The following is a 13,512-nucleotide window of genomic DNA, read 5'->3' as shown; positions in this document are numbered from 1 at the left end:
TTCTGCATTATTTTTTGTATTTGATTTTTACATCAGCAACTCCTGCATCAATCATGTCGATTTGCTTGGCAGCACGCTTTGACAAATCAATGATCCGTCCACCTACAAATGGTCCCCTGTCATTGATTCTTACCTTTACACTTTTCCCATTGCTTTGGTTGATTACTTTTACTTTTGTGCCAAAAGGAAGGGTTTTATGTGCAGCGGTCAGCTTGCTTTTTCTGTATTTTTCACCGCTTGAAGTTTGTTTTCCATGATACTTGTCATGGTAGTAGGAAGCTTTTCCGCTTTGGGTGGCTTTTTGGGAGCAAGAAGAAAAAATGCATACTAAAATTATACAGCCTAGAATAAATTTGTACATGGTGAATGTCTTTTAAAAAATAGCAATGCAATAACAATGCCGTTAGAATGATGAAATGTACAGCAAGTCAACCTATTCTAACGGCATTGGATTATGGATTCTTATTCTTCCTCTTCTTCCTCTGATTCACCGATCGTCAAAATATAGATAACAGGATTGGATCCTGTTGTTTCCAAGCTTTCTCCATCTTCATCATTCGCTTCGTATTCGTATGCTACACAGTCAGTTCCACTTACTACAGTCACTTTGTAATCAAAACTGATTGAGTTTTCTTCATCTAGCACCAAAGTGAAATCCAATATCCCATCAAGGCTTAGTTCTGAAATTTCACTTGATTCGAAATAAATAGCATCGTCAGAATCAGTTTTAACCTCAAATGTTGCTTCCGTTAATTCGTTTTCTTCATCAAGGTAAGTGATGATTACATTTTCAGAATTCCATTCGCTTTCTTCTCCAAATACATTGTTGCCTTCAGCATCATTTACGACTACTTTGAAGGAAATTAGACTCTGGTCTGTACAAGGTGTCTCATCATCGCTACAGCTACTGAAGTTGAATACGACAAATGCGGCGATTAATAAAGTTGGGAGTTTTCTTAGTAGATTTTTCATAATCTTTTTTAGTTTGGTTTGTGAATTAATTTGTGGCGCGCTCACGCAGCCTATACGGGCGAACTTCACAAAACGCTACAAGCATGTCTGAATTAAATGTAATTTAAATTATAAAGTATTGAAAAATAGCGCTTAAAAAATTGTTTTTTGTACATGAGATATGTTTTAAGTTTTAAAAAATATAATTTAATTTGTTTGAAGTATAGGGATGAAGACATATTCCAGTTTCATAGACAGATGGATATTTGGCCTATTCCTCTGAAATAACCAAACCATCATGTTGCGGATAATAGTCAACTACGCCACGCCTGTCCGCCGTGGTGGAGCGCACGAGTGTCGACGGTTGACAGTCAACTTGCCCCGGAAACAATATGGATACATTATTTTAAATGGCTACTGGTAAGAAAGCGGATATCATAATACTTAAAATCCAAACGTGAAATTTGACATGAAACATTCCTAAAAACCCGGCATATAACCCTATGATAACTCAAATTCAGCTGAAACACATAATTATCTTTCATTTGCTTTTTTTAGTTAAATTTAAAATTTCAATTCGTTTTTATTTGGATTATTAATTTTTAACTTGGAGTTTTATTGAAATCTATACCTTCAAAAATGCAGAAAGTAAAATGTTAAAGATCAAATCATTATTGTTTTTCATGATTTTTTTTAGCCTGAGTAGATTATGTATGGGTCAAAAAGAGCTGCCAAATATTATATTCATTATGGCTGATGATTTGGGAATAGGTGATATCGAACCATATGGACAAGAAATTATCAAAACACCAAACTTGAATAAACTTGCTTTGGAGGGGATGAAATTTGAGGATTTTTATGCCGGAAGTACGGTTTGTGCACCTTCGAGAGCCAGTTTGATGACTGGCCAACATACAGGGAATACATTTGTTAGAGGAAATGGCGAATATCCACTTCTTGGAGATGTCGAAATCCTGCCGGAATTATTGAAAAAAGCAGGATATACAAATGCTATGTATGGTAAATGGGGTCTTGGGCTGGAAGGGTCAGAGGGTAGTCCGGAGAAGAGGGGATGGGATATTTTTCTTGGCCATGTACATCATGTATCTGCCCATTTCCAAAAACCTGATACGCTCGATATGGTTAGCGAAGGTAAGCTTTCTAGAGTCTCAATTCCCAAAGGTACATATGCGAATGATTTGTTTACTGAAAAAGCTATTTCATTTATTGAGGAATTTAGACAAGAACCTTTCTTTGTTTATCTTTCCTTGACCATTCCACACGCAGAGTTGGTTGTACCGGATAGATATATGGAACCATATTTAAACCTTGAAGGGGAAAGTATCTTCCCTTCGGAAATTGATTGGCCTGAAGGAAGGCATTATGGTCCCCAATCTAAACCTAGGGCAGCATATGCAGCTTTGATTAGCAGCGTGGATGATTATGTAGGCCAAATAATGAAAGCATTGGACGAATCAGGGAAAAAGGATAATACCATTCTGATTTTTACTTCTGACAACGGTACCCATATTGAAGGAGGGAGAAGAATCGAGGATGTCGATTTCTTTCAAAGTAGTGGTGTCCACAAAGGGGTCAAAAGAGATTTGTACTCAGGCGGTATCAAGGAACCCTTTATCATAAGATGGCCAAATATTGTTAAGGAAAACTCCAGTACTTTACATAGGGCCGCTTTCTGGGATGTTTATGCCACGTTTTCGGATATAATTGGATTTCAAGTTGACAAAAGAGATGGTATATCTTTTTTGCCTACCTTGAAAGGCATTTCCCAAAGAAAAAAACATGATTACCTATATTGGGAGTTCCATGAGTTTGGAGGCAAGCAAGCCCTGCTTAAAGGTGATTGGAAAGTTATCAGGTTGGATGTAGGGAAAAACCCATCCAATCAAGTAGAGCTATACAATATTAAAATAGACCCAGCCGAAAATCATGATTTGGCTGCGGAATATCCAAAGAAAGTACGAAGGCTGACCCGGGAGTTGGATAGTGTCAGAACTAAAAACAACACCTTCAATTTTGGAAAAAATTAAGTAAAAATAAATGATATGATTATCCGCAATGGCACCAGTAGTTAAATTATGCATATGTAATCATGCGGATAATTGTCAACAGTCGACGGTTGACAGTCAACTTGCCCTGGAAACAATATGGATACATTATTTAAATGGCTACTGGTAAGAAAGCGGATATACATAATAAATGAATATTTAATTGGATTGAAATGATGAAAATTTACATGGCACAAGTCAAAAGGACATGCTTTAAATATGTTGTTTTGCCGTTGCTTTTTATGTTTTGTATAGTTTGGAACTCAAATACTGCGACTGAGCCATTTGAAAACTATATTCAAGAAATACCCCATTCGAATTTGGGGTTTGGAATGAATGCCATTCCAGGAGGTGATTTTATAATGGGAAGCCCAAAGAATGAAACTGGGCATATGGAAGATGAATCACCTGAAAGGAAAGTCCACATTGACGCTTTCTGGATGGGAACCCACGAAGTTACTTGGGATCTTTTTGAAATGTTTTTGGATAAGGATTATGAAAAAGCAATCAGTACAAAACCCTTGCCCGATAATGTGGATGGCCTGAGTAGGCCAAGTACTCCATATTTGGATATGACATTTGGGATGGGGAAGGAGAATAAACCGGCTATTGCCATGACGCAGTATGGAGCGATTCAGTTTTGTCATTGGCTATATGAAAAGACAGGTGTATTTTATAGATTACCAACAGAAGCAGAGTGGGAATATGCGGCAAGGGCTGGCTCCAGCGAGCGGTATTTTTTTGGGGAAGATAGTAGCCGATTGGAAGATTATGCATGGTTTGGGGAAAACAGTGGAGGTACGACCCATGAAGTAGGCAAGAAGAAACCAAACCCATGGGGGCTGTACGACATCCTTGGAAATGCGATGGAATGGACTTATGATCAGTATGAACCTTATGAGGCTACCCAGGGTGTTATACTGAATCCTACCAAACATCCAGAAAAATTATATCCGCAGGTTTTGAGGGGAGGACATTATGAGAGTGTTGATGTGGAGTTGAGGGTGGCGAAGAGATTCATTTCAGATCCTGTTTGGAAACAGCTTGATCCTCAAATCCCCAAAAGTAAATGGTGGTTTCCTGAAGCACCATTTGTAGGAATGAGACTTGTAAGGCCATTGAAGGCACCTTCACCAGAGGAAATTGATCAATATTACAATAAGCAACCTATTTCAGACTATTAAAACAATCAAACCATGAACCAAAGAAGAAATTTTCTAAAAACCTCCGCATTGCTGACAGGAGGTGTATTGCTAAACCCATACAATTTTGCCGGTGCATACGCATCAGGGACTGATACTATCAAAATAGCCTTGATCGGATGTGGAGGAAGAGGTACTGGCGCAGTTTTCCAAGCCTTCGAAACAGGCTATAACATCAAGCTCGTAGCCATGGCAGATGCATTCAGGGATAGGCTGGATCAAAGTTTCAACCCAATTATGGATAAGTTTGGGAAGGACAAGGTGGATGTTCCGGAAGATAGGAAATTCGTAGGCTTTGATGCTTACAAGCAAGCCATCAAAGAAGCAGATGTAGTAATACTGGCAGCACCTCCAGGGTTTCGACCCGATCATTTTCAAGAAGCTGTCAACCAAAACAAACAGGTTTTTATGGAAAAACCTGTAGCAACTGATGCGGTAGGTATAAGAAAAGTACTGAAAGCTGCAGAGGAGGCGAATAACAAGAAACTCAATGTGGTGGTTGGTCTTCAGAGAAGATACCAGGATAATTACATCCAAACAATCAATAGGATCCATGATGGAGCCATAGGGGATATCGTTTCAGGGCAGGTATATTGGAATGATGGAGGCGTATGGGTAAGACCAAGGGAAGCAGGGCAGACCGAAATGGAATACCAAATGAGAAACTGGTACTATTTCAATTGGCTCTGTGGCGACCATATCGTTGAGCAACATGTACATAACCTCGATGTGGTAAACTGGGTGAAGAGAGGATATCCTGTCAAAGCAGAAGGTACTGGAGGTCGGATGATCAGGACGGGAAAAGACCATGGAGAGATTTTTGACCATCATTCAGTGACTTATACTTATGAAGATGGATCGGTTATTTTGGGAGAATGCAGACATTTCCCCGGTGCGCACAACAGAGTTGATGAGTCATTTCAGGGTACCAAAGGAAGAGCCTATCTCAATGCGGGAAACAAAGGATTGCTTTGGGACGCCAAAGGTGACCCGATATATGAACATGATGGAAAAGAAAACAAAAATCCTTACCAAAAGGAACATGATGAACTTTTTGCGGCAATAGTCAATGGTGAGTACAAATTCTCCGATGCAGAAAATGCTGCCAAAAGTACCATGACGGCAATCATGGGGCGCTATGCCACTTACTCGGGTAAGACAGTTTCTTGGGAAGATGCAATCAATTCTGATATAGATTTGATGCCAGAGAAATTGGCATGGGATGCAGATCCAAAAATACTACCAAAAGAAGATGGGTTTTATCCATTTGCTGTTCCTGGTAAGACCAAAGTGATATAAGATATGATGAAAAGAAGAAAATTCATAAGGAACGTTTCATTGGGATCCATTATAAGTGGATTGACAGGTTTTGAGCTGATTGCTGCTGAGAATAATACAAAACATGCAGATGGGTTTAATTTGAACTATGCGCCGCATTTTGGGATGTTTCAAAATCATGCCGGCAAAGACCTTGTCTCCCAGTTGGACTTTATGGCTGCACAAGGATTCCGGGCATTGGAGGATAATGGCATGTTGGGAAGGCCTGTGGAAGAACAGAAAAAAATAGCTAAAGCCCTTGAGAGACTTCAGATGACCATGGGTGTATTTGTAGTAGATGGAGGTGACAACTGGAAAACTTCCCTGACTACAGGCAAAGAAGAGTTTTTGGAAAATTTTATCAATACCTGTAAAAGGTCCGTGGAAGTGGCCAAGCGTGTCAATGCCAAGTGGATGACTGTCGTGCCGGGATTTTATGAAAGGAACCTGCCATTGGGGATTCAGACTGGAAATGTCATCGAGGCGCTCAAAAGAGGTGCTGATATATTTGAACCCCATGGATTGACTATGGTACTGGAGCCTCTGAGTGATACTCCGGAATTGTTTCTAAGGTATTCAGATCAATCCTATGCTGTCTGCAAGGCCGTAGGAAGCCCTTCCTGCAAAATCCTATATGATGTCTATCATATGCAGCGGAATGAAGGTAACCTCATACCAAATATGGAAAAATGCTGGGATGAAATTGCTTACATCCAGTTAGGGGATAATCCTGGTAGAAAAGAACCGGGAACTGGAGAGATCAATTATAAAAATGTATTCAAATTTATAGCATCCAAGGGCTTTGAAGGAATAGTAGGGATGGAACACGGGAATGCAAGCCCTGGAATAGACGGGGAAAAAGCCCTTATCAAAGCGTATAAGGAAGCAGATCAATTTAAAAACTAATCAATATTAAAAATAATGATGCAATTGAAATTATATTTCGGAGTAATACTGGCTGTTTTTTTCAGTACTACATTGGTCAATGGACAACAGCGGGAATCTATCCCTGTGATCCCCCATCCATTGGATGTAAGCTTTGGAAAAGGGGAAGTGTCCCTCTCTGATGGAGCTTTGGTTTATGCAGCAAGCCCTGAGCTTAGAAAATCTACCTCACTCTTTCTGGCCTCATTGAAAAGCAGGTATCAGATAAATTTGATCTCTTCTTCAGAGTTAAATGCGAATACCCTGATCGAAGTTTCCCTTGACAAGGATGTAGATTCTGAGGCCTATCAACTACATATCAATCCAGACAAGATTGAAATAAAAGGTGGAGATGCCGGTGTATTCTATGCTTTTCAGACCTTGTTGCAATTGATAGAAGAGAGGGATGGAAGCTTGGTTGTCCCTGTATTGAATATCCAAGATAAGCCAGAATTTGGCTATAGAGGCTTGATGATAGATGTAAGCAGGCATTTCAGGACTTTGGACGAAATGAAGGGGATTGTTGACTTGATGGCGCACTTCAAGTTGAATAGGTTGCATTGGCACCTTACAGATGACCAGGGATGGAGATTGGAGATCAAAAAGTATCCGAAATTGACAGAAATCGGTGCATGGAGGGATGAAACCATCATTGGTCAGTATGGAAATTTCAAGCCTTTTATTTATGATGGGGTCAAACATGGGGGGTATTATACCCAGGAAGAAGCCAGAGAGTTGGTTCAATATGCTGCTGAGAGAAAGATAACGGTAATTCCGGAGATAGAATTGCCAGGCCATAGCTCGGCAGTACTTGCAGCCTATCCTGAATTTGGAAGTTTCGAGGTAATAAATGGGAAGGCACAGCAGGGAAGTATTCCTGCAAAAGATGACAAGGGAAATACGTATAACAACGAGATTTATCCTAAAGTGCCAGGCTATTGGGGTGTTCATTACAATATTTTTGGACCAAAAGAAGCTACTTTCAAGTTCTTGGAAGATGTATTGACTGAAGTGATGGATATTTTTCCAAGTGAATATATCCATATAGGAGGAGACGAGGTACCAAAGGACCATTGGAAAACTTCATCCATCGCACAGCAGTTCATCAAGAAAAACAAGTTGAAAGATGAGCACGAGCTCCAGAGTTTTTTTATCAGAAGGATAGAGAAATTCTTGAATAAAAATGGCAGAAACCTGATCGGATGGGACGAGATTCTCGAGGGTGGATTGGCACCGAATGCGACAGTGATGAGTTGGAGGGGAGAAGCGGGAGGAATCGAAGCAGCAAAGATGAACCATGATGTCATCATGAGCCCAAACAGTCATATGTATATAGATCATGGCCAAGGGAAGCAGGCAGATGAGCCGTTGTTTATCTGCTGTTTGTTGCCCTTGGAGAAGGTTTATAGTTATTACCCGAGACCAGAATCGCTTTCAGCTGATCAGCAGAAGCATGTTTTGGGGGTTCAGGCAAATATGTGGACAGAGTATGTACCATCATTCCAAAAAATGCAATACATGGTCTTTCCTAGGGCATTGGCTTTAGCCGAAGTTGCCTGGTTGCCAAAAGAGAAGAAAGATTACGATGAATTTTTTACAACAAGGCTTCCGGAAAGATTGGCAGAATTGGAGCATCAACAAGTGAATTTCAGAATTCCGGAGGCCAAGGTAGAGGTGACGGAAAAAAATGGCAAAAAGGCTGTAACCATGTCCCCAAGTGTGAAAGGTAGCAAAATCTATTATACCTATGATGGGCATAAAGCCGACAGGACTTCACAATTGTATAGGGGGGAGTTTTTGATGCCTTCTCCCGGCGAAGGGCAAGGCCCACTAAAATTGAAGTATATCATCGTGACTCCAGCCAATAGGGAAAGCGGGATATACACCTTGGAGATAGAATAAACCGGGTTTTTTATACCAATTTGAGAACCATGATGGGCTTACCGCCTATCATGGTTTTTTTTGTTTGGCAAAAAAATAAAATGAAAATATTTTAATTTCGTTTCATATAATAATGAAAGTTTTTATATTTCGATAAATTCCGAAACTCGTAAGTATTTTGCTTAGATTTCAAATGTGGAAATTCATTTAAAGTGGCTACATTCATAGGCTATACAATAGATGAAATGGCACCGAAGGATGTCTGAAGCAAGTTGAGTTGAGCAATGGCTTGACTTGTATGGTATGGGATTTCAAGATCATGAATATTAAAATTGAATTAACCATAAAGATTCGAAAGAATAATGCTTTTACAACAAATAGATTGGATCATATTGATAAGCTTCTTTGTAGTGTCACTGGCCATTGGTTTGTACACTGCCAAGAAAGCATCCAAGAGTCAGGAAGAATACTTTAATGCTGGAGGGAGTATGTCCTGGTGGTTATTGGGGATTTCTATGGTTGCTACCACCTTCTCCACAGATACACCAAATCTTGTAACGGATATAGTCAGGAAAAATGGGGTTTCTGGAAACTGGGTATGGTGGAGTTTTTTGTTGACAGGAATGCTGACGGTTTTTTTCTTTGCCAAGCTTTGGAAGAGATCAGGTGTGTTGACGGATATTGAGTTTTATGAAATGCGCTACAGTGGGAAGATAGCCGCATTTTTAAGAGGTTTTAGGGCTATTTATTTGGGAGTTTTCTTCAATGTAGTCATCATCGCTTCAGTATCATTGGCAGCGATCAAGATTGGTGGGATCTTACTGGGGATTAGTCCGCTTCAGACCCTGTTGATCTCTGGGGTAGTGACAGTGATCTATAGTTCCCTGGGAGGTTTACGGGGAGTTGTATTGACAGATTTTCTGCAATTTGGCTTGTCGCTGGGAGGCGCAATTGCCGCAGCATATGTGGCTGTAACCCATCCTGCAGTCGGGGGAATGGAAAAGTTATTGGCACATGCGGAAGTAAGCAGCAGGTTGAATATTCTACCGGATTTTGGCAATATGGAATTGGCGGTGATGGTGTTTTTTATTCCCTTGTTTATACAATGGTGGTCTGTTTGGTATCCAGGTGCCGAGCCTGGCGGTGGTGGTTATGTAGTACAAAGGATGCTGGCTGCCAAAAATGAAAAACATGCATTCAGTTCTGTTTTGTTGTTCAACATTGTCCATTACGCCATCAGGCCATGGCCATGGATCATTGTGGCATTGTGTTCCATCATAGTTTTCCCAAACCTGTCTGATATCAGCGCAGCATTTCCAAATACTGCCGCGCACATCATACAAGATGATATTGCATATCCTGCAATGCTTTCTTTCCTTCCAGTAGGGTTGATGGGCTTGGTGGTGACTTCACTGGTCGCTGCCTATATGTCTACATTGTCCACGCACCTGAATTGGGGAGCATCTTACGTTGTCAATGACTTTTACAAAAGATTCATCAATCCCAACAGCTCCCAAAAAACATTGGTGAATGTAGGGAGAATTGCTACAGCTACCATCATGGTTTTGGGAGGTTTTATAGCATTGCAGCTTGAGAATGCGCTTCAGAGCTTTAGCATTTTACTTCAGATAGGTGCAGGGACAGGGCTGCTTTATATCCTGAGATGGTATTGGTGGAGAATCAATGCAGCGAGTGAGTTGACAGCTATGATTGTGTCTTTCTTGGTGGCATTGTATTTTTCTTTTGTCCATCAGGTTTATTTTGAACCATTGGCGACTCATATTGAATTGGTTATCGGTGTTGCGATTACCACATTCAGCTGGGTTTTTGTAACTTTCATAACAAAGCCTACAGATCAAAAAGTACTGGTCAAATTCTTGAACACCACCAAAGTTCCAGGAAGAGGCTGGGCGAGGGTTCGGGCAAAGGCTATGGACGATACAGGTGTTGTTGTAGATGAGAATCTATTTGGTTTTCAGAAGGCTGTTTTTTCATTTGCCATTGGGGTGATAGCGATCTATGCGTTACTGATTGGAATTGGGAAAATCGTATTGGGAGAAGTCAATTTTGGATATATTTTAATTTTAGGATCAATGATCGGATTTGCTTTTATGTACAAACTAATAGACAAAGAATAACTATATAATAATGATATCAACAACCTATTTAAACTTAGACCCACAAAAAGCCGAGAGAGCTGGAGCGCAGGAAACTGCTAGGGAGATTGCACATCAACCACGTCTTTGGTTGGATGTATTGAATTTAATCTCTACAAATAGAAATGGGATTTCAACTTTTCTGAACCCGATTTTTGCAAAAGAAAACCTAAGGATCATCCTGACAGGTGCAGGTTCATCTGCATTCATCGGTGAATCCGCGCAGGGTTTGGTACAGAAGAATTCAGGAAAACTAACCCAGGCTTTGCCGACCACAGACTTGGTGACCCATCCGGAGTTGTTTTTCATGAAGGATGTACCCACATTGCTCATCTCTTTTGCACGATCGGGCAATAGTCCGGAAAGTGTAGAGACTGTAAGGTTATCAGATATTTATTGCAAGCATATTTACCATTTCATCATCACATGCAATGAACAGGGGCAGCTTGCTGAGTATGCAAGGAATCATAGTTCAAATACTTTTTGTCTGCAATTGCCTGAGGATGCCAATGACAAAAGTTTGGCCATGACTGGTAGCTTTACCTCCATGCTGCTTTCAGTACTGCTTGTTACTGATTTGAATAGTTTAGAAGCCAAGACAAAGCACGTTCAGACGGCTGCAAAATATGCTGAATATATCCTCAATAACTTTCCGGAAGATTTTCAGAGAATTGCGGACTCAATGTTTGAGAGAGTGATATTTTTGGGATCAGGGCCACTTTTGGGCATAGCAAGGGAGTGTCATTTAAAGTTACAGGAGTTGACTGATGGTCAAATTGTCTGTAAGCATGATTCCTTCTTGGGTTTTAGGCATGGTCCTAGGGCAGTCCTAAACGAGAAAAGTATAGTAGTTTTTCTGTTTTCTGACGATCCACATGTGTATCAATATGAAAAAGATTTGGCTGAAAGTATTTCATCGGATCCACGGGGAATCCCAACGATCAGTTTCGGGCCAATGAACGATGACGGATTTGATTCTATTTTGGCAATTTCCAATGGCAATGCCCCAACTTCATGCGGGGATTTCAATGTCTTGGTAGCCACTTTGGTTGGACAGTTACTGGGCTTCTACAAATCCCTTTCTTTGGGACTTCATCCAGATAGTCCATCTGTAAGCGGGGCTATTTCCAGAGTAGTACAAGGTGTTAAAATCTATAACAAGAGCTGAAATGATCCTAACAGTCTGCCCTAATCCCGCTATAGATACCTTTGCATATTTGCCCAAGATCAAATTGGGAAAAAGTAATAGGATCGTACGAATTCAGGAATTTCCAGGGGGAAAAGGGATTCATGTTGCATTGGCCATCAAAGAATTGGAGGGAGAAGTTGAGTTGGTAGGCGTATGGGCTGGATCAGCTGGTGAATGGATCAAAAGCTCCTGCGCTGACTTTGGGCTGAAAGTCTCTGGGCTGGATGTAAAAGGGAATAGCAGAAAATGCTTCACTTTCATCACCGATGAGGAAAACTCTGATCATACAGAAATACTGGAGCCGGGGCCGAAACTGGCACAAGATGATTTCCAATCATTTAAAGCTCATTTTAAAAGATCCCTGGCCAAGGCAAATATTGTCTGTATTTCAGGTTCATGGCCGCTAGGTAGTCCAAAAGATGCCTGCCAGCAGTTGGTAAGGTTGGCAAATGAACAGCATGTAAAGGTCTTTTTGGATTGTACTGGTGTACAGTTGGAAAATGCCCTGAAAGAGAAAGTGTTTGGGCTTCATTTGAACGAAAGCGAATATCAGGAAACAATCAAAACCTTGGGGGCTGAAGCCTTGGAAGATGTAGTTTGCCTGGCTTTGACAAAGGGAAAGGAAGGGTTGGATTTGAGGTATCGGCAAGAGTTTATCAGTGCCAAGCTGACTTTGGATGATGTGATCAGTACTGTCGGTAGTGGTGATTGCCTGACGGCAGGGCTTTGTTATGCGATTGCCAAAGAAATGAAAATCCAGGATGTGGCAAAATTTGGAGTGGCCTGTGGGGCGGCCAATTGCCTAAGGGAAGATCTGGGCATGCTGTATAAAAGCGATGTGGGGAGACTCTTAGAACAAGTAGAATTTAAAAACTGACAGATGGAAAAAAAGAAATTACTGGTAGTAGGGGAATTGAATGTTGACTTGATCTTAAATGATATACAAGGATTCCCAAAGATTGGGGAGGAAATTGTAGCCAATAAAATGAACCTGACCTTGGGAAGCAGTTCTGCCATATTTGCCTCAAATATATCTACTCTAGGAGTCGATACGGCTTTTTGTGGAATGGTGGGTGAAGATTATTTTGGTGGGTTTATAGAGTCTAAACTGCAGGAAAAGGGTGTTGATTGTACTTATTTGAGGAGGTTAAAAGAAAAACAGTCCGGTGTCACCGTAGTGATGAATTACGATCAAGACAGGGCCAATGTGACTTATTGTGGAGCTATGGAAGAGTTGGGAATCCAAGATATTCCCTGGGATCATATTGGGCAGTTTGGCCATTTGCATTTCTCCAACCTCTTTCTCCAGAATAAAATTAGAAAAGATATCGTAGCCTTATTTGAAAAAGCAAAAAGCAAGGGGCTGACGACATCCTTGGATCTCCAAACCGATCCTGACGGTGTTTTTGATTTTGATTACAGAGCCTGTTTGCCATTCGTCGATATTTTCCTTCCCAACAAATCAGAGTTGCTGGGTATCACCAAGGCTGATACCATTGATGACGCAATGGAGATAATAAAGCCTTTTGCAAATTCAGTTGTCGTAAAGATGGGCGAGCAGGGCAGTATACTCTACAATGGTCAAGGGAAAACCGTTGCCCAAGGGTATTTGCATGATTCATTTGTAGACGCGATTGGTGCAGGAGACAGTTTCAATGCCGGGTTTATTTCAAAATTCCTTTCAGGGGAAAAACTTGAAGCTTGCCTGAACTTTGGGAATCTCATAGGTGCGATCAATACCACCGCAGCAGGAGGTACTGGGGCATTTGATTCAAGAGAACATTACATTAAAATAGCAAAAGAAATTTTCAACCAGGAAATATAAT

At 40.7% G+C, this 13,512-nt stretch carries 11 protein-coding genes; 9 read left to right on the top strand and 2 right to left on the bottom strand.

From position 1 onward, the window contains the following. Positions 1-7 precede the first annotated feature (7 nt). Together ACFSKL_RS15770 and ACFSKL_RS15765 are read right to left on the bottom strand one after the other, a co-directional pair. Positions 8-361 (bottom strand): septal ring lytic transglycosylase RlpA family protein, encoded by a 354-nt coding sequence (locus ACFSKL_RS15770; RefSeq protein WP_376887287.1) that lies wholly within the window; start codon positions 359-361, stop codon positions 8-10. Positions 362-462: 101 nt separating this feature from the next. After that, positions 463-972 (bottom strand): hypothetical protein, encoded by a 510-nt coding sequence (locus tag ACFSKL_RS15765; protein ID WP_376887286.1) that lies wholly within the window; start codon positions 970-972, stop codon positions 463-465. Between the two features lie 632 nt (positions 973-1,604). On the opposite strand from ACFSKL_RS15765, the gene ACFSKL_RS15760 reads away from it, so the two are divergent. From ACFSKL_RS15760 to ACFSKL_RS15720, 9 genes are all read left to right on the top strand, one after another. Beyond that, the gene (locus ACFSKL_RS15760; RefSeq protein ID WP_376887285.1) at positions 1,605-2,999 is read left to right on the top strand and encodes an arylsulfatase; all 1,395 of its coding nucleotides are present in this window, start codon (positions 1,605-1,607) and stop codon (positions 2,997-2,999) included. 191 nt (positions 3,000-3,190) lie between these two features. Then, complete coding sequence (locus ACFSKL_RS15755; protein ID WP_376887284.1) at positions 3,191-4,201, top strand: formylglycine-generating enzyme family protein; 1,011 nt, start codon at positions 3,191-3,193, stop codon at positions 4,199-4,201. Positions 4,202-4,213: 12 nt separating this feature from the next. Then, positions 4,214-5,518 (top strand): Gfo/Idh/MocA family protein, encoded by a 1,305-nt coding sequence (locus tag ACFSKL_RS15750; protein WP_376887283.1) that lies wholly within the window; start codon positions 4,214-4,216, stop codon positions 5,516-5,518. Between the two features lie 6 nt (positions 5,519-5,524). After that, complete coding sequence (locus ACFSKL_RS15745) at positions 5,525-6,442, top strand: hydroxypyruvate isomerase family protein (protein WP_376887388.1); 918 nt, start codon at positions 5,525-5,527, stop codon at positions 6,440-6,442. A 15-nt stretch (positions 6,443-6,457) separates the two neighbouring features. Then, a complete protein-coding gene (locus tag ACFSKL_RS15740; RefSeq protein ID WP_376887282.1) occupies positions 6,458-8,362 on the top strand; it encodes a beta-N-acetylhexosaminidase in 1,905 nt (634 codons plus the stop codon). A gap of 341 nt (positions 8,363-8,703) precedes the next feature. Continuing rightward, complete coding sequence (locus ACFSKL_RS15735) at positions 8,704-10,479, top strand: sodium:solute symporter family protein (RefSeq protein ID WP_376887281.1); 1,776 nt, start codon at positions 8,704-8,706, stop codon at positions 10,477-10,479. Positions 10,480-10,489: 10 nt separating this feature from the next. After that, on the top strand, positions 10,490-11,665 hold the full coding sequence (locus ACFSKL_RS15730; protein WP_376887280.1) for an SIS domain-containing protein: 1,176 nt from the start codon (positions 10,490-10,492) through the stop codon (positions 11,663-11,665). Between the two features lies 1 nt (position 11,666). Then, complete coding sequence (locus tag ACFSKL_RS15725; RefSeq protein WP_376887279.1) at positions 11,667-12,563, top strand: 1-phosphofructokinase family hexose kinase; 897 nt, start codon at positions 11,667-11,669, stop codon at positions 12,561-12,563. 3 nt (positions 12,564-12,566) lie between these two features. Continuing rightward, the gene (locus ACFSKL_RS15720; protein WP_376887278.1) at positions 12,567-13,511 is read left to right on the top strand and encodes a carbohydrate kinase family protein; all 945 of its coding nucleotides are present in this window, start codon (positions 12,567-12,569) and stop codon (positions 13,509-13,511) included. Position 13,512 lies beyond the last annotated feature (1 nt).

Origin of the sequence: Belliella marina, from assembly GCF_042682445.1 — a bacterium.
GTDB lineage: Bacteria > Bacteroidota > Bacteroidia > Cytophagales > Cyclobacteriaceae > Belliella > Belliella marina.
Note: the sequence above shows the minus strand (reverse complement) of the source record. Positions and strands in the feature narration are given on the sequence as shown.